This window comes from Brenneria sp. L4-2C (assembly GCF_040240335.1).
GTDB lineage: Bacteria > Pseudomonadota > Gammaproteobacteria > Enterobacterales > Enterobacteriaceae > Brenneria.
Map to the genome: position 1 here is coordinate 145,499 of NZ_JBEIAC010000006.1, position 17,395 is coordinate 162,893.

Consider the following 17,395-nt stretch of genomic DNA (forward strand, 5'->3'; position numbering starts at 1 on the left):
TGTGGTGAAGACATATTATAGAATGCGCATGTGGACGCGGCCATTGAGGTTCCCAGGTGCTGGGCGGCGGCGCAGTGTTCAATCCGACTATAGGCCGCCCGCTGTAATAGCCTCCAATGGGTTCTGTAGATCAATAACACCTTATTGATCGGCAGCACCAATAGTGAAAGGAAGTTACCCCCTGTCGCACTTCGGTAACAAATCGGCTTCGCCGTCGCCAATTAACAACCCGATGGGTTTATCGCCTCCGGGCTTAGTCTTGCATTTTCGTACGCACGCCAGGCCAGGATTAGTGCTATGCGCCGCAATCACCCATCGGGTATTGTTATTGCCTGTTCCAGGGCATTTTTACCAACAGATTTGCCATGCCGCACCAGCCACTGACGCCGGCGAAAATGAGCCCTGAGCCGATAAAACCGGACAAGAGAAAGAAACCGGGATTGACACCGTAACCCGCAATTACACCGGCCAGAATGAGGCTCCCGGCAGTGATCTGCACCTGTCGCATCAGAGGAAGGGTTTGTTTTTTATCCTGTACCGTGGGCAGCCCGGCCTGTTTCCAGGCGTTGATCCCACCGTCCATGATCATAAACTCCGTCGGCTTCACCATACGGGCCAAGACATCAGCGTTTTGTTTTGTACGGGTACCGGCCTGGCAATGAAAAATCACCGGATAGCGTGTTGAAGCCGTTTCTAGTTGTCTGCCCGCTTGAATTTCTGTTAGCGGCAGAGAAATGGCGCCGTCAATATGTTCTCGGCGAAACTCATCCGTTTCACGAATATCAACGATGACAGCCCCACGCTCTCTGAGGCGCTGGATCTGGGCTGGTGAAGCCGTGTTATCACTCATTGTCCTACCTCCGGGCAGTAAATTTCTTTCAGGATTGTTACCAGCTTCCGAACCGACTCATCTTTGATGAAGTAATTCATTCGCTGTGCCAGCCGCTTGCATTCAATAAGATTTTCCGCCTTCATCCTCGCAAGATGTTGTGACGTCGCAGAAGGACTCAATCCGACCACTCTGCTTAGTTCCCCCGCAGACGTACCGGGAGAGTCAATGAGCATACAGAGGATCAGCAACCGACTGGGGTTACTCATTGACCTGAGCAAACCTGAAGCTGCCTGGGCGCTTTCTTTAAGTTGAGCTAAACTGTTTTCAGGCATTTTATTTTAGAATTCACTAAACTTAGATAAATATAAAATACACAATTATGCGTACAAAACAAAAATATTTGTGCAAGTCATGAACAATGATAACTAAGACACTGTTTTATATATTAACAAGATATTTAAGCGGTAATAAATCGGTAAGCCCCGCAATATAAGCGTAAAAAAACCGGCTTTCGCCGGTTTAAAGTCATCGCACCGCTGCCAGTTAGTCGCACTTCGGCAGCCAGTCGGCGTCGCTCTCGTCACGCAACGCTAGGTTGGTTTGCATTCCCTGCTTAGTCTTGCGTTTCAACAGCACGATTTCATACTCACACAGCGTATTCGGCACCGTCAGGCTCATCGGGTGTTGGTGCCCGCGAGCCTCCATAAACGACAGGTAAGCGTGATACAGGTAACGGCGCGGGTTGGCCGGGCGAATATTGGCGTTCCCCATGTACAACCCGACCGGCATGCTGAGCGCCGCGAGGTAGCCGCAAAAATCGACCAGCGGATCGGCATGGCGCTTGACCGTCAATGCCTCCGCCAAGTTCTGCTGCGCCTGGAGCAACGCGCGCGCCGCGTTCGGGTTGGCAAAGCGCGGCATCAGGTGGCGCACGATCACCGCCAGTTCACCGCGGATTTTTGTCAGCAGTTGCGGATCACGCTTATTGGCCTGTATCGCATCCGGGAAGGTGGTGATCACCCGGCGACGGGACACGCCGCCGCTGCGGTCGCTAAAGCACATCGGGTTGTTGTTGACCGCAAAAATGACCGCCGGAATGTGCGTGGAATACGCATCCCGGTATTTCGGGTCGATGGCCACCGCGTCGCCGCCGGTAATGGCCTTGATGCCCGCGCCGTCGCCGTTCCATTTCTCCTGGTCGGGCAGGATAATCAGCGAGAACCCGACCACGGAAGAGCACTCGAGCGCGCCGACTCCAGGGTATCGATGGTGGACGAGGTGGTATTGTCCTGCCCTGCGAGCAGGTTGGCGACGGCGGCCATCACGCTCTTGCCGCTGCCGCCGGGGTCGGTCACTTCCAGGAACAGTTGCCAGTCGTAGCGGTTGGCCAACACCATAAATAACGCCGCGAGGATACACTCCTACTTTTCGGCCTGTTGTCCGGCGGCCCGCGTCAACCAGAGCTAGAAGTGCGGCGCATGCTCGGCCAGATTATCCCCGGCCTTGGGCGCGATATAGTCCACGCTGTTGACGGTGCGCAACCAGTTCTCCTGGCGGTGGCAGCAAAACCGCCCGATGACGGTATCAAACACCCCGTTACGAAAGCCGATAAGGCGGCGGGCCAGTTCGCCCATATGCGGCACCATCAGCTTGAGGGTGCCCAGAATGCCGTTGATGCCCGCCGCCGAGAATGGCGCGCGCACCGTCTGGAACAGCGCGGCGATTTCCCGGCACAGTTGGCGGTGCGGCAACACCTGCCATGCCCCGTGTTCGTAGCGGCAAATCTCTTCACCGAGCGATGGCACGGCCAGCATATTGCCATAATGCGCGGCCAACAGCTCGGCCTTTTCGCTGGCGCTCATAGCTTTCAGGTCGGCATCGCTGAGCGCATCAAACGGGCTGGTGACGGCCGGTTGGCTGAACGCCAGCAACTGCGCCTGCGTCGCAATCGCGCCCTGCGGCTGGTACACGTCGTTCCAGTCGCCCAGTATCTACGGCGCGGGTCTGGCCGGTGCCGTTCTCGGCAGCCAGCAACAGCCGCGCGTCCGGGTAACATTCGCGCAACGCCTGCGCCACGGCGGCTAGGTTGTTGGCGCTGAGGGCCACGCAGACCGTCTCGCCGGTCAGTTGGTGCACGGACAACCCGGTGGCGTAGCCTTCGGTCAGCCAGATAACGGCATTATCCTGGCCCGCCAGCCAGTGACAGGCCGCCTTGACCTGGCCCCCGGCCAGGGTCCGCTTGTCCCCGGCGGCATTAATCAATTGCACGTTGACGATATCCCCCGCGCAGTTAACCAGCGGCAACAGCAGGTCGGCCACCCGTTCCGCCGCCGCTTTCGCCGACAGCGATAAAACCTTTTCCACCAAGTTCAGGCCGTCACCGGCCCCGCACTGGTTGCAAATCCAGGTGCCGCGCCCATCCCGGGCCTCATAGATCTCACCACTGCACTGTCAGTTTGCTAGATTAGCGTCTTTAACGCGTCGACGGTAAAATCCTGCAGCGCTGCGTGGTTACCCGTACGGATTTTGATTGCCCAGTCCGGATCGCTCAGCAATGCGCGCCCCACGGCGATCAGATCAAACTCGTTGCGTTCCAAGCGCTCGATAAGGTTATCGAGGCTGGCGGGTTTGGCATCCTCACCGGCAAAGGCGCCCATAAAGTCGCTGGAAAGGCCAACGGATCCAACGCTGATGGTCGTTGCACCGGTCAGTTTCTTCGCCCAACCGGCAAAGTTTAACCCGCCTTCACCGTCGATATCGGGAAACTCCGGTTCCCAGAACCGGCGCTGAGAGCAGTGGAGTATATTCACACCGGCGTCAACTAACGGAACCAGCCAGTCTGCCATCGCTTCAGGCGTTGACGCGAGACGCGCTGCATAGTCCTGTTGCTTCCACTGGCTGACGCGCAAAATAAGCGGGAAATCAGGGCCAACCGCTTTGCGCATGGCCTTTATTACCTCAGATGCAAAACGTGCACGCTGTTTCAGGGTTGCGCCACCGTAGCCGTCGGTGCGCTGATTGGTTCCCGACCAGAAAAACTGATCGATCAGATAGCCGTGTGCACCGTGGATTTCCACCACGTCAAAGCCCAGCCGTTTGGCCTCGGCCGCAGCCTGACCGAAGGCAGCTATGGTGTCGGCGATAGCCTCATCGCTCATTGCCACACCGTGTGGTTGACCTGGAGCAATCAGCCCTGATGGGCTTTCCACCTCGGTATCCGGTACCCAGTCAGTCAGAAAACTGCTGACTGACCCCGTGTGCCACAGCTGCGGCCCCATCTTGCCGCCGGCGGCGTGAACATGGTCGATCACGCGCTGCCAGCCAGCCAGCGCTTTTTCACCATAAAAAAAGGGGATTTTGGGGTCATTACGTGAAGCAGGCCGGTTTATCACCGTACCTTCAGAGAGAATCAGGCCCACATCACCTTCGGCGCGACGCTGGTAGTAGGCGGCAATTGTTTCATCAGGCACGCCGTCAGTTGCAAATGAACGAGTCATGGGCGCCATCACGATACGGTTCTTCAGCACCAGATTATTCAAATGGAAAGGCTGAAACAGGATGTCGGCTTTGGATGAGGTCATAGGTTAACTCTCCGGTTAGGTTGGCGTCGTTCATAGTATATTATGCATATTACTCGTCAATCAGGTACCTCAACGCCACCTGGTTTCCCTGAGGGAACCTCTATGCTGAAAAAACCGGAAGACTGTTCCGCCACTCAATGCCTTCATCGTCTGCTACTCGAGCAAATTGCAGATAAATGGCCCGTTCTGATCCTCGCTTCCCTATGTGAAAAACCGTTGCGCTTTAATGAGCTCAAACGCGAGCTGAAAGTCATCACCCAAAAGTCATTGGCGCAAAGCCTCAGGCGGCTACAACGCAATGGTATTGTTGTTCGCTGGGTGATCACTGCTTCACCCATTGCCGTTGAATACGAAATCACCCCGCTGGGCCGAACGCTTAAAGACCCCATCGAGGCACTGTGCGCATGAACCCGAAGCTATCTGCCCGCGGTCGAAGCCGCGCGGCAAGCATTCGATATGGAGGAAATGACGCCGAATATGGTGTCAAAGGTTTAGGTTTGAAGAGAAGTATGTGTCGAAGAAGCGTAACTGGTGGGATTGGATAGCTGAGGGTAATGACGCCGATTAGCAGAAAGCCCGCTCCGGTTTCCCTTAAGCGGAATTTTCGAAATGTACAGCTCTGACTGTAAGAGCCTGCGCCAGCCATTGGCTAGTGACTTAATTCATGAGATAGCGCTATTTAAACATCCTTTCACCCAGCTTGATCTGTTCTCCATCGATGCTGAAATTGCCATTTCCCTAGTGGTATATCCGCCGTTTTTCCTCCCGGTCGACATCGTTCCAGTAATCCTGCCAACGAATAGTGGACACGTTATTAATCCAGTAAAATCGTAGCAATGAGTAAGATGAACTGATCCCAACTATTTGAGAGCGGCGAAGGGTTCAGCAGATGAGGAATGGATCCTCGCAGCTTTACGGCATCATGATGCCCAATACGGTACGCATAAAGCTCCCCGATAACTGGAGGAGCAGCAAGATGAAATATTCCCCTGTTGGCATCGATATTGCAAAACATCTGATGCAGATCCACTTCATTGATGAGCATACCGGTGAAGTTATCGATAAACAGATTAAGCGCGAAGCACTGCTAGAATATGTCAGCAATCGTGAATCTTATCTGATTGCTATGGAGGTCCCCGGTGGCTATCAGTACTGGGCCCGTGAGCTGGAAAAGCTAGGGCATAAGGTCAGATTGCTTCAGGTTACAGGGCAAATTCGTCAATCCCTTCATAATGGGCAACAAAAATGACGTGATGGATGCCGCGCTATCTAGATGGCGATCCAGCAACCGTCTAAAGCTGTCGCCGTCAAAACTGAAGAGCCGCAGGCCGCACTGTCGCTGCAGAAAATGCGTCGTCAGTTGGTGAAGTTCCGCACCGCACAGCTCAACGTGCTGCATGGATTACTGCCGGTGTTCGGCGAAACGGTGCGTAAGAGCCGGTTATCACTGGACAAGACGAAGCCTGAGGTACATGAACATCTGAAGGAAAATCTGCCGCCGTTCCTTATTTACCAGATTGAAGACCAGTACCGACGGCTCAGCGACCTTGATATGTAGATAGATAGCATTGAAAAACTGCCTGCCGCCTGGGCGAAACAGAATGAAGCCTGTCAGCGGCTCATGGATATCCCGGGCATTGGCCCGCTGGTCACTACCGCCGCTGTCGCCATGATGATAGATGCGGGAACCTTCCGTTCACGCGACCTGCATCGGTCTGGTGCCTGATCAAACTGGTACAGGCGGCAAGGTGCGGCTCCCGGGCATCAGTAAACGCGGTGATGCCTGTCTGAAGACGCTGTTTATCCATGGTACAAGGGCAGCGACGCTGCTGACGAAAGAGCCAAATCCATGGGTAACAGAGCTGATGAAAAGACGGCCAGCCAGCGTAACCGTGCTGGGGATGGCTAACAAGATAGCGCGTACAGTATGTACCCTATCGGCACATAACTGGACCTGCGACAAAAAACACATCAGCATCAGGCCGTTCTGAAGGGTATGGGCTGATAAACATTAACTCTTTCAAAATAAGGATGAATACTGAAAGGTTGCGAGGGCAGCCGTAGAGATAGCAACGACAGGTAAGACCATGACTAACTAAACTTGGATGGTCCTTTGAACTTTAAGCTCATTCAGGGAATAAGGCGTGAGTCAGCGGATCTCATCGAGGCCCGCAGCACCGGCTGCGCCAAGGTCGGATATAGAGCTACAACCGACCATCAACGTCAACACAATTGAAGCCTTGCAAACGGGATGCGTTCATATAGTGAACCATGACGCAAGCAAAATCTGTGAAAAGGGCATCCCGTAATCAATATACTACGGAGTTCGCTCGGCTAGACCAGCATTCTTGCCGCAGCAAAAACTAGCGGGGTGACATGGTTAATTATTACACACGATGCGCACCGGTATCCCTAGAGCATAATTACAATATTATATAAAAACCTCAGAGCGGCCCTTGCTGCAACGTTGATATGAATGCTCTGCGCCACGCGTGTAACCTGATAAGCGGTGCGCCGTCAGACGCTGGCCCGTGAAATAAAGTGCCAGTCCAGAACGACCCGCTCCGCCGGCGAATCGGGATTATTGATTTTATTCAGCAGCAGCCCCACGGCTTTGCGGCCGATGTCGGCGGATGGCTGGGCGATGGTGCTTAACTGCGGCGATACCATCTCCGAGAGTTCCGTGCCGTCAAACCCCACTATCGCCATATCATCGGGGATGGACAGTCCCGCCTCTTCAATCGCGCGCATCGCGCCCGCCGCCAGCGTATCCGAAACCGCAAACACGGCATCGGGACGACGTTCGCCCCGCAATAGATTCTCCATCGCCGTTTTGCCGGCGCAGAAGGTGAGATCGCTGGCGTATTCGACGGCGCGGTAGGTTAGCCCTTGCCGTTCCAGCGCCATTTTATAACCCCGCTCCCTCAATCGTGCATATTTATAACTCAGATCGTGGTTAATCAATGCGATACGGCCGCGTCCGCGCGTGATCAAATGCTGGATGACAAATCCGGCGGCATCGATATCATCGATCCCGACACAGGAGACGCCGCCGTCGTCGGCATATTCGGCGCACTGAACCCAGGGCATGCGATCGATCATGGTGGTTAATTCCGGTAGTTTCGAGAACGCATCCATGGTGATAATCCCGTCGACGATCTTGCCGGAGAGTAGCTTCAGGCTGGATATGGAACGCTGAATATCCGTGCCGGAATTACACAATAAAATGCGATAGCCGTTTTTTTCCGCTTCCTCTTCAATGCCTTTCACCACATCGGCGCAGAAGGGATTGGAGATATTCGACACCATCACCAGAATCATGGAGCTCCGGGCGGTTCGGAGCTGGCGCGCCAGTAAGTTGGGTTGGTAATTACTCTCGCTGATAGCCTGAAGTACGCGTTCGCGGTTTTTCGGTTTTACCGTATCGATATTGTTCAGCACACGGGAAACCGTCGCCACTGAAACCCCGGCAAGCCTGGCGATTTTCTGAATTGACATAACAATGACATATCCTGGAATTAACCACTTATTGGGGAAGGCTATCACAGTTTAACGGGGGACTGAATCAAAGCCCGACGCCATCCTTGCGCATCGGGAAATCCGTTCAGGAAGCGACGCTGACCCAACGCTGCTGCCGATGGCTTTTGATGATCGCCTCAATGATGAACATCACGTTGGCGCCGTCATGGAAAGTGGCGAACCCACGGCTATCCGGCGCCGGCGTTTTACCGTTACGAATAGCGGAATAGTACTGCAACATCATGTTCTTAAACGCATCAGGCCATCCTTCGATATGACCGCCGGGAAAGTGCGCCCACCCCGCCGCATCCGGCTCCATCAGACCGGGATCGTCCGACAGCCATTGGTTAGGCTGACTGCGATGCCCCACCCAGAGTTTCTGCGGCGTTTCCTGATCCCAGGCCACCGACGCCTCGCTGCCGTTCACCTCGAAGCTCAGGCTATTTTTTCTGCCCGCGCAGACCTGCGAAACATGAAAACCCCCCTTACTGCCGTCATCAAAACGAAATAGCACGAACCCCATATCCTCCGTGGTGACCGGGCGGTCTTCATCGCCGCCGGCCTCCTGACGCGCGGTAAAAGTCGAGCCGCCCCGCACGCCGGCTTTCCGGGTCGGCCAGACGATGGATAAATCCGCCATGACGTCGGTAATGCGCCGTCCGGTGACGAACTGTACCGTATCGCACCAGTGAGAGCCGATATCCGCCACCGCGCGCGAAACGCCGCCGATATTCGCCTCGACGCGCCAGTTGTAATCACTTTCCAGCAGCATCCAGTCCTGCAAGTAGCTGCCGTGCGCCGAGAAAAGACGGCCTGCCTGCCCATGACGCAACATGCTGGCCGCCTGACGGACCATGGCGAACTGGCGATAAACGAAACTGACGCCGTGCACCACGCCGGCCTCCTGCGCCATTTGAACCAATTCTCGCGCTTCATCCGCGGTCATACAAAGCGGTTTTTCGGAAAAAACGTGCTTGCCGGCCCGGAGGATCTTACGGTTAATGTCCGCGTGCAGGTGGTTCGGCGTACAGTTATGCACCGCATCCAGACCGGGATGCGCCAGTAACGCGTCCACATCGCCATACGCATGCGGGACATTGAGCTGCGCCGCTTTGGCGCGCGCCACCTCTAACGGTGTGTCGCAGAGCGCCACCACCCGGACGAACCCCAGACGGCGGATCGCTTCGATATGCGCCGGCCCGATAAAACCGGTGCCGATAATGCCGACATTAATCATGAGACGTTTCCCCCGGCGCGATACCCAATATTCTGCGCACGTCGGCGCGACGCTCCACTGCCGCGGCGAAATCGTCAAACGCGCGATCGGCGACAGGTATAATGTGCCGGCGAATAAATTCGCCGCCTTCGCGCGCGCCGGTTTCGCCGTCTTTCAGGCAGCACTCCCATTCCAGCACCGCCCAGCCGTCGTAGTCATGTTGCGTCAGCCGGCTGAAAATGCCTTTGAAGTCGATAGCGCCATCGCCGGGCGAGCGAAAGCGTCCGGCGCGGTCCGACCAGCGTTGAAAACCGCCGTAGGCGCCGCTTCGCCCATTGACGGTGAATTCGGCATCTTTCACATGAAACGCTTTGATGCGCGAGTGATAGAGATCGATAAACGCCAGATAGTCCATGTGTTGCAGATAGAGATGGCTGGGATCGAACAGAATATTGCAGCGCGGGTGATGATCCACCAGTGCCAGAAAACGTTCGAAGGTCGCGCCATCATGTAAATCCTCGCAAGGATGAATTTCATAACAAACGTCGATCCCATGCGCGTCAAAACAATCCAGTACCGGCCGCCAGCGGCGCGCCAGTTCATGGAACGCTTCGCTCAGCAACGTCTGATTATGCGGCGGCCAGGGATAAATATACGGCCAGGCGAGAGAGCCGGAAAAGGTGGCATGCGCCCGCAGCCCCAAATGTTCCGAGGCCTGGGCGGCCCGTTTCAGCATGCCGGCCGCCCAGGCCTGGCGGGCGGCGCTATCCCCCCGCACCGCGTCGGGCGCAAAACCGTCAAACGCATCGTTATAGGCCGGATGCACCGCCATCAGTTGCCCTTCCAGATGCGTGGACAGCTCGCTGATGACCAGGCCATGCTGCGCCAGTTTGCCGTTAACCTCATCGCAGTAGGTCTGGCTGGCGGCGGCCAGTTCCAGATCGAAAATCGTTTTATGATTACAAGGGATCTGGAGCGCCTTATATCCCAGAGAAGAGACCCATGCCGCCAGCCCCTCGAGGGTATTAAACGGGGATTGCTCCCCGATGAACTGCGCCAGGAAAATCCCCGGCCCCTTAATGGTTTTCATTTCACCTCCGAATACTCAAACCCTCTCTTTCTCGTCATATTTGAACGAAAAGAGGAAAATAAGCGCGATAACCGCTGCGGCAACCGCCGGGATCCACCAGAACGTCACCCATGCCTGCGGCACCGTCTGACCGGCCACCAATGCGTTGTACAACGCGCCGGAAATCTGCGACCCCAGCAACATCCCAATCCCGTAGGTAAACATGACGATCATGCTCTGCGCCTGCCCCTTGACTTTGTCCCCGGCCACACGCTCGGTGTAGATAAAACCGACGACGAAGAAGAAGTCATAACAGACGCCATGCAACAGAATACCGATATACAGCAGCCAGCGGCCTTCTTCACTCACTCCCAGCGCAAAGAACGCGTAGCGAACAAACCAGGCGAACATCCCGATAAACAGCATGTATTTCACCCCCAGCCGTCTGAACAACAGCGGGATCACCAGCATGAAGAAAATTTCAGACATCTGGCCGAAAGACATGGCGGTACTGACGTCTTGCACCCCCGCATCGGCAAGATAAGAGGCTGTATAGGCGTAGTATGTACCGAGAGGAATGGAAATCAGCGTGGCGCACAGCGCGAAGATAAAGAAATGCCGGTTTTTCAGTAAGGCAAACGCATCGGCACAGAGCAGATCGCGCAACGCCACGGGCAAGCCTTTGGCCGGCGCCGGCGTATGCGGCAACGTCAGGCTATAAACCGCCAGCACCATAGAACATATCGCCGCCAATGAGAAAATATGCACCGTTGAGGAAATACCGGTCACGCCGATAAAAATGCCGGCGACGATCCAGCCGATAGTGCCGAATACCCGCACCACAGGAAAGGTTTTATCAATATCCTTCAGGCTGTGAAAGGCGATGTTGTTGGTTAATGCCAGCGTCGGCATATAACAAAGCGTATAGCCGAACAACAACGCGATCAGCAGCGTGCCGTTTTCGCTGATCAGCGCCTGCGGCACGAACCACAGAATGGCCGCGCCGGCCACATGCATGACCGCCATCACTTTTTGCGACGGGAAGAAGCGGTCAACCAGCATTCCCAGCACAAACGGCGACAGGATAGAGGCTATCGGTCCGGCGGAAAACGCGTCGCCAATCAGCAATGACATATTGTGCTGCGTCATCACCAGCCCCAACGTTACCGACCAGCTTCCCCATATAAAAAATTGCAGAAACATCATCAGCGATAACCGCGGCACAATAAACCGATGCTGCGCGCCCGCCCTTTCACTACTTCCCGTTGTTGACATCATTTTCAGCCTCACCAGGTAAAAGTAATCGATTACAAAAAAACACAACTAAAATGTAATCGATTACTTTTAAGGTTACACCATCCCTGTTCAAATTTGGGATAGCAGTCACGATAAAACCTGGCGGTAGGCAAGGCGACAACGCGTCGCCTCTATGGGCATCACGGAAAAGGGTTATAAGGGATAAAGGCGTCGTCTGGTTGGAAGGAACGCGTCGGCCGGAGAAATCAGGATTTTGGATAAACGCCGGCGGCGGTCCCAATAGAACGCGCTCCGGCTGCTGTCCAGCGCCTGGAACCGGCCGCCGGGGCGCTTACGGCCGGCGCAATTCCGTTGCGCCGGCATCGTAAGCGCGTTTCACTTCGATTTATTAAGGAAAGTCACGACATCCTGGGTAAAACGCAGCGGATTTTTGAACGCCAGGAAGTGATCCCCTTGTTGTTCTTTCGTGTAGACAAACAATTCCGATCCCGGAATAACGGAATGCATCCATTGCTGACTGGGAACGTTATGGCTGTAATCGCCAGTGAAAATAGCGGTCGGCACATTAATTTTATGGCGGATCACGTCACGCCAGTCGTTTGTTGCATGGTCAAAAAGCACCAGCGAGAGAAATTTGGGATCGTTTTTTATGAATTCACGCGCAAGCGCCTCTGAATTTTGAAAATATTTCGAGTCCATCGCCGCGTAACGTTCCATTGCGGCCATATCCACAATCTGATTATTGGTCGCCGCGCCCTGGGTAAATGCCGCAATCATGCGTTCCGGCGAGGTCGTCATTCCGCCGGCTTCCAGACGCTCTTTTTCCGACCAGTCCGAATGGGTGTAGATAGAAATCGGTTCGTCAATAAAAATCAGCTTGTTGATATTTTTTGTTCCGAAAAGATCGATATACGACCAGATGACCGACGCCCCCATCGACCAGCCGCAAAGGTTCACGGATTTTGCGCCGATATGGTCGGTAAACTCTTTAAGATCGGCGCCGTAACGCGACAATCGGTTGCCGTACTCCACATTTTGCGACAACCCCTGATTCCGTGGGTCAAGCACATAAACGTGATATTGCTTACTGAGCAGAGACATAATATTGACATACTCCGCCCCGTTCCCCGACCAGCCGGGAATAAAAATCAGGGGATCGCCTGCTCCCGCTTCCCAGTAGCTCAGCTTGACGCCGTCACTGGTGGTAAATGTGTTTATCTGTAATCCCTTGAAATCCGACAATTTTTGCGGTAATCCTTCAATTTTGTTCGGAAAAGTAAAATCCCGGCCAAGCGCCGTTACCACATCGGCGGCATGGACAGAACAGGCGGAAGCCATTAATAACATAACGCTGACTATTTTGATGATATGACGCATAACGTTTTACCTTGCAGGTGTTATCCGGCCGGATGCACGGGGACAGTAGTTTGAAGATCGACAGAAAAGCTTAGTTAAATCCGCTGGATTGATAAACAACTAAAAAGCATCAACATTGGAAACAATATATTTTAAATCATGTCGGCCATATCCATCGATGGTTCTTCGGTGCCCGCAAGCGAGAACATTGACGGCGCTGGGCCGGTTATTTTTGGCTATAGGCGAAAGTGTCCGGTCGCAAGCCGGGCGTCATTGAAATTTACTCCACGCCGAACTTCGGGTAAAAAGAAGACAACGGCAAAACGGCCATATCGAGAGGTAACACGAAGAACATATGAAAATGTCAATTGTTGGTACTGGTATGATTGTCAAGGAGCTTTTACCCGTCCTCAAAGAACTCGACCTGACTCTGGATGCCATTCTTGCCACAGAACACTCCCAGAGCAAGGGCGAGGCATTGAGCCAAACATACGGTATTCGCAACGTATTTACCGATTACGATTTATTGCTGGCAAGCGACTGCGATGCCGTGTATATAGCATTGCCCAATCATTTACATTATACATTCGCCAAAAAAGCCCTCGAAAAAGGCAAGCACATTATTATCGAAAAACCCATTGTTCCGCACCTTGCCGAGCTTTACTCCTTGTATGAACTGGCGAAGAACAATAACTTAATCATTCTTGAGGCCATGAATATTCACTATCTCCCGGCCTATGCCGACCTCAAAAATAAAATCAACGACATTGGCGATATAAAAATCGTTCAACTTAATTATAGCCAGTATTCGTCCCGTTATGACGACTTCAAAAAAGGAATTATCCACCCTGCGTTCGACAAGGAAAAATATGGCGGCGCCTTGATGGATCTCAACATCTATAATATCCACGCCATCATTGGACTTTTCGGTTCGCCGAAGACATTCAGCTACTCGGCGAATATAGAGAAGGGCGTGGATACCAGCGGGATACTTTCTCTTGATTATCCGGGTTTCAAAGTATCAAGCATTGGCGCAAAGGATTGCAAAGCCCCGATAATCAATACCATTCAGGGCACAACCGGAAATATCGTTATTAGAACGCCGCTCAATAGCATGACAAAATTCACAATAAACCGGAATGACGGCGCATCAGAAGAGCTGGACTTTAATCAGGGAAAACACCGGCACTTTTATGAATTTAAAAAATTCAATGAAATCATCAATGACAACGACACGGCGGCGGCAAACACTATGCTTGATATCAGTATGCAAGCTGTGCGTATCCTTGAGTCATCCAGAATGACGCCATGATGAAAGAATGAACGCGCGGCGGGCGCCGTCAGCCCGACGGCGAAACGACGGGCAATAGGCTATGCCGCCCATGTTCATTCGGCGCGTATCGCCGGACAATAACCACTGGATAAAAGCAAGGATCATCACCATGGATTCCGTCACACAGGCTCTGTTGGGAGGCGCAATACAAGGCAGTCTGCTGGGGCGGACGCAGGGACGGCGCGCCCTGTTCTACGGAGCCGCGCTTGCAACCCTGCCGGATCTGGATGTACTCATCCCTTATGCCGATCCGGTGTCGGCGATGACCTATCACCGCGGTTTTACGCATTCCCTTTTTGTGCTGACCGGACTGGCGGGATTGCTGACCTGGCTGATTCGGCGGCGTTGGCCCGATGCGCCCTATCGCCGTGGACGTCTGTTTTTCACCTTATGGCTGGTCCTTATCACCCACCCGCTGCTGGATGCGTTTACCGTCTACGGCACCCGGCTCTTCTGGCCGTTTCCCGCCGTGCCTGAAAGCTGGTCGGCGGTTTTCATCATTGACCCCGCCTACACCCTACCGTTGCTGGCTGCCGTGGTTTTCGCCGCGCGAAAAGGACTTAATACCCGCAGTATCCGTATATTATCCGTCGCGCTGGCGCTCAGTACCGCCTACCTTGCTTTTGGGATGGGCGGACGCATGCTGGCTGAACAGCGGGTTTCCCATGCCATGCGCAATCAGGGGATCGCGGTGACGGAATTACGCGCCGTGTCCATGCCGTTCAATGCTCTGATATGGCGCGTCATCGCCAAAACCCCGGACGGCCACTACTACGAATCCGTAAGCAGTTGGTTTGACGATAGACCACCAGAATGGATTCGTCTTCCGCTTCATCCCGATATCGCGCACATCGTAAACGGCGTACCGCTGCACGACAGGCTGCGCTGGTTTACCAATGACTGGCTGCGTTACGACATCATCGGTAACGCGTTGGTCGTCAGCGACTTACGAATGGGGATTGCCGGGCAGTACACCTTTCGTTTCAAAATGGCCGAATGCGCCGCCGATGGGAAGTGGGTCACCGTGGTTCCCTCCGCCTGGTCAAGCGGCATGCCCAGCCTGACGGAATTGAAGCTGATGATGAAACGTATTTTTCATCAGCAACCGCCTTTGCCGCTGTCCGCCTGGTCGGCGCCCTATGCAGAGACATCCGCGGCGCACACCTGCGATCTCGCCATGCCGGTCGGCAAGCCGGCATCGTCATAACCGTCGGCGTTCACTTTTGCCGCGCGCTTGCGCGGCAAAAGTGAAATGCGTTATCATCCGCCCCGGCTATCTACTTTTACATCGTTTTGATTATGCGTTCACTGAGTCAATCTTCAGTGGGATTTTTTTGTTCGCTTGATTAACCGTGCTGGTTGATAAGCGGAACAGTGATGTAAAAGGCCATTCCCATGTCATTTTCCTCCATTCGCAATTTTTGCATTATCGCCCATATCGACCACGGTAAATCCACGCTGGCCGATCGTTTTATTGAACTCACCTCTACCGTGGCCCGGCGGGACATGCGGGAACTGCTGCTCGACTCCATGGATATTGAGCGTGAACGCGGCATCACCATCAAACTGCAAACGGTGCGTATGCGCTATCAGAGCGATGAGGGCCGCCAGTATCAATTCAATCTAGTGGATACGCCGGGACACGTCGATTTTTCCGCGGAAGTTTCGCGCAGCCTGGCCGCCTGCGAAGGCGCGATACTGCTGGTTGACGCCGCGCAAGGCGTTCAGGCTCAGACCATCGCCAATCTCAATCTGGCTCGACGACATGGCCTGACCCTACTGCCGGTCCTGAACAAAATTGATAGTCCGCAAGCCGATATCGCCGGCGTGATGCAGCAACTGGCCGACATTCCCGGCCTGGATATCAGCACGGTGTTGCCGGTATCGGCAAAAACCGGGGAAGGTGTGGCCGCCGTGCTTGCGTTCGTCGCTCGGCATTTCCCCTCCCCGCTCGGCGAATCGCACACCTCGCTCCGGGCGTTGGTGTTTGACTCCCATTACGATCCTTATCACGGCGCCATCATGCATGTGCGTATCGTGGACGGCAGCATCAACACCGGCGATGCTCTCTGTTTCATGTCATCCGGTTTTCGCTTTGAGGTCACTGAAACCGGGGCTTTCCTACCCGCACGCCAGCCGTGTGAAAAACTGGATACCGGAGAAGTGGGCTATATCGCCGCCGGAATTAAAGATGCGGGCGCGATCCGCGTCGGCGATACCCTGACGCTGGCGGCGAATCCCGCAACCGAAGCGGTTTCCCGCTATCAGGAGATGAAACCGATGGTGTTTTCCGGGCTTTATCCCGATGCGGATGACGATCTGAAAGGATTGCGCAACGCCATGGATAAACTGTCTCTTAATGATGCGGCGCTGCACATTGAACCGGAAGTCTCCGCCTCGCTGGGCGCGGGCTTCCGCTGTGGTTTTCTGGGGATGCTGCACATGGATATCGTCCGCGAGCGCCTGAAGCGGGAATACGGCATCTCGGTGATTGCCACCGCGCCAAGCGTTGAATATCGCGTCTGGTTACATAACGGCCAATGCCTGAGCGTCGATAATCCGGCTCATTTTCCGGGCGAAGACGTGCTGAATTACGTCGAAGAGCCTTATGTCGTCAGCACCATTCATACCCCGGATACCTATGTGGGCGCCATGATGGAATTCTGCGCCTCCCGGCGCGGCGAGTTTGTGGATATGCGCTATCTGGACGGCGGCGCCGTGCGTCTGACCTGGGCGATCCCGCTTAATGAGATGGTTTTCGGCTTTTTTGATACGCTCAAATCCCTCACCCAGGGCTACGCCACGCTGGATTACGAACTCTCAGGCTATCGCCGCGCCGATCTGGTGCGTTGCGATATTTATCTCGATAACCAACTGGTGGACGCCTTTTCTTTTATCATCGCCCGACAAAAAGCCTGGGCGCGGGCGTCCGAAATCGTGAAAACGCTGAAGTACGTCATCCCGCGCAAGCTGTATCCGGTGCCGGTGCAAGCAAAAGTGGAAAACCGCTTCATCGCGCGGGAAGATATCCCACCGTTGCGCAAAAGCGCGCTGGCACAAGGATTTCAGGGCAGCCTCTCGCAGAAAAAACGGCTCATTCGCAAGCAACGCGAAAATAAGAAACACAACATCGGGTTTTCAAAACGGGAAATCCCACGCGAGGCGTTTATGGCGATTTTGGCGATTGACGGCTGATTATCCATCGCCGCCGGATACGGCGGCCGAAGCACAC

11 protein-coding genes and 3 pseudogenes are annotated in these 17,395 nt (G+C 54.4%); 5 read left to right on the forward strand and 9 right to left on the reverse strand.

What is annotated here, in order from left to right:
• Positions 1-325 precede the first annotated feature (325 nt).
• The 4 genes and pseudogenes from ABRZ26_RS11525 to ABRZ26_RS11540 all read right to left on the reverse strand — a co-directional run bounded on the left by ABRZ26_RS11525 (position 326) and on the right by ABRZ26_RS11540 (position 4,413).
• Positions 326-850 carry a rhodanese family protein gene (locus tag ABRZ26_RS11525; protein WP_150437343.1) on the reverse strand — a complete coding sequence of 175 codons (525 nt, stop codon included), beginning with the start codon at positions 848-850 and terminating at the stop codon, positions 326-328.
• Positions 847-1,164 carry an ArsR/SmtB family transcription factor gene (locus ABRZ26_RS11530; protein ID WP_150437342.1) on the reverse strand — a complete coding sequence of 106 codons (318 nt, stop codon included), beginning with the start codon at positions 1,162-1,164 and terminating at the stop codon, positions 847-849. The genes ABRZ26_RS11525 and ABRZ26_RS11530 overlap by 4 nt, the downstream gene beginning before the upstream one ends.
• 211 nt (positions 1,165-1,375) lie before the next feature.
• Positions 1,376-3,265: pseudogene (locus tag ABRZ26_RS11535) on the reverse strand (primase-like DNA-binding domain-containing protein); the annotation flags it as partial.
• Between the two features lie 26 nt (positions 3,266-3,291).
• Positions 3,292-4,413: an NADH:flavin oxidoreductase gene (locus ABRZ26_RS11540; protein WP_150437341.1), complete on the reverse strand. Its 1,122-nt coding sequence runs from the start codon at positions 4,411-4,413 to the stop codon at positions 3,292-3,294.
• Positions 4,414-4,515: 102 nt separating this feature from the next.
• On the opposite strand from ABRZ26_RS11540, the pseudogene ABRZ26_RS11545 reads away from it, so the two are divergent.
• Together ABRZ26_RS11545 and ABRZ26_RS11550 are read left to right on the forward strand one after the other, a co-directional pair.
• A pseudogene (locus ABRZ26_RS11545) lies at positions 4,516-4,818 on the forward strand (winged helix-turn-helix transcriptional regulator); the annotation flags it as partial.
• A gap of 571 nt (positions 4,819-5,389) precedes the next feature.
• Positions 5,390-6,404 (forward strand): annotated as a pseudogene (locus tag ABRZ26_RS11550) (IS110 family RNA-guided transposase).
• A gap of 526 nt (positions 6,405-6,930) precedes the next feature.
• On the opposite strand, the gene ABRZ26_RS11555 reads toward ABRZ26_RS11550, so the two are convergent.
• The 5 genes from ABRZ26_RS11555 to ABRZ26_RS11575 all read right to left on the reverse strand — a co-directional run bounded on the left by ABRZ26_RS11555 (position 6,931) and on the right by ABRZ26_RS11575 (position 12,851).
• Positions 6,931-7,911 (reverse strand): LacI family DNA-binding transcriptional regulator, encoded by a 981-nt coding sequence (locus tag ABRZ26_RS11555; protein ID WP_150437339.1) that lies wholly within the window; start codon positions 7,909-7,911, stop codon positions 6,931-6,933.
• A gap of 106 nt (positions 7,912-8,017) precedes the next feature.
• Positions 8,018-9,169, reverse strand: coding sequence for a Gfo/Idh/MocA family protein (locus ABRZ26_RS11560; RefSeq protein ID WP_172290885.1), 1,152 nt, complete (start codon positions 9,167-9,169; stop codon positions 8,018-8,020).
• Positions 9,162-10,238, reverse strand: coding sequence for a sugar phosphate isomerase/epimerase family protein (locus tag ABRZ26_RS11565; protein WP_150437337.1), 1,077 nt, complete (start codon positions 10,236-10,238; stop codon positions 9,162-9,164). The genes ABRZ26_RS11560 and ABRZ26_RS11565 overlap by 8 nt, the downstream gene beginning before the upstream one ends.
• Before the next feature lie 15 nt (positions 10,239-10,253).
• Positions 10,254-11,495: an MFS transporter gene (locus ABRZ26_RS11570; RefSeq protein ID WP_150437336.1), complete on the reverse strand. Its 1,242-nt coding sequence runs from the start codon at positions 11,493-11,495 to the stop codon at positions 10,254-10,256.
• A 354-nt stretch (positions 11,496-11,849) separates the two neighbouring features.
• Positions 11,850-12,851: an alpha/beta fold hydrolase gene (locus tag ABRZ26_RS11575; RefSeq protein ID WP_150437335.1), complete on the reverse strand. Its 1,002-nt coding sequence runs from the start codon at positions 12,849-12,851 to the stop codon at positions 11,850-11,852.
• 340 nt (positions 12,852-13,191) lie between these two features.
• Here ABRZ26_RS11575 and ABRZ26_RS11580 point away from each other — a divergent pair, with 340 nt between their 5' ends.
• The 3 genes from ABRZ26_RS11580 to lepA all read left to right on the forward strand — a co-directional run bounded on the left by ABRZ26_RS11580 (position 13,192) and on the right by lepA (position 17,358).
• Positions 13,192-14,142, forward strand: coding sequence for a Gfo/Idh/MocA family protein (locus ABRZ26_RS11580; RefSeq protein ID WP_253906973.1), 951 nt, complete (start codon positions 13,192-13,194; stop codon positions 14,140-14,142).
• Between the two features lie 130 nt (positions 14,143-14,272).
• Positions 14,273-15,370 (forward strand): metal-dependent hydrolase, encoded by a 1,098-nt coding sequence (locus ABRZ26_RS11585; protein ID WP_150437333.1) that lies wholly within the window; start codon positions 14,273-14,275, stop codon positions 15,368-15,370.
• Positions 15,371-15,558: 188 nt separating this feature from the next.
• A complete protein-coding gene (lepA, locus tag ABRZ26_RS11590; protein WP_172290883.1) occupies positions 15,559-17,358 on the forward strand; it encodes a translation elongation factor 4 in 1,800 nt (599 codons plus the stop codon).
• Positions 17,359-17,395: the final 37 nt, after the last annotated feature.

Bases quoted from the DNA above. Each gene is read 5' to 3' on its own strand.
- ABRZ26_RS11575 (WP_150437335.1), bottom strand. From the start codon at position 12,851: ATGCGTCATATCATCAAAATAGTCAGCGTTATGTTATTAATGGCTTCC.
- ABRZ26_RS11525 (WP_150437343.1), bottom strand. From the start codon at position 850: ATGAGTGATAACACGGCTTCACCAGCCCAGATCCAGCGCCTCAGAGAG.
- ABRZ26_RS11540 (WP_150437341.1), bottom strand. From the start codon at position 4,413: ATGACCTCATCCAAAGCCGACATCCTGTTTCAGCCTTTCCATTTGAAT.
- ABRZ26_RS11585 (WP_150437333.1), top strand. From the start codon at position 14,273: ATGGATTCCGTCACACAGGCTCTGTTGGGAGGCGCAATACAAGGCAGT.
- ABRZ26_RS11530 (WP_150437342.1), bottom strand. From the start codon at position 1,164: ATGCCTGAAAACAGTTTAGCTCAACTTAAAGAAAGCGCCCAGGCAGCT.
- ABRZ26_RS11580 (WP_253906973.1), top strand. From the start codon at position 13,192: ATGTCAATTGTTGGTACTGGTATGATTGTCAAGGAGCTTTTACCCGTC.
- ABRZ26_RS11565 (WP_150437337.1), bottom strand. From the start codon at position 10,238: ATGAAAACCATTAAGGGGCCGGGGATTTTCCTGGCGCAGTTCATCGGG.
- ABRZ26_RS11570 (WP_150437336.1), bottom strand. From the start codon at position 11,495: ATGATGTCAACAACGGGAAGTAGTGAAAGGGCGGGCGCGCAGCATCGG.
- lepA (WP_172290883.1), top strand. From the start codon at position 15,559: ATGTCATTTTCCTCCATTCGCAATTTTTGCATTATCGCCCATATCGAC.
- ABRZ26_RS11560 (WP_172290885.1), bottom strand. From the start codon at position 9,169: ATGATTAATGTCGGCATTATCGGCACCGGTTTTATCGGGCCGGCGCAT.
- ABRZ26_RS11555 (WP_150437339.1), bottom strand. From the start codon at position 7,911: ATGTCAATTCAGAAAATCGCCAGGCTTGCCGGGGTTTCAGTGGCGACG.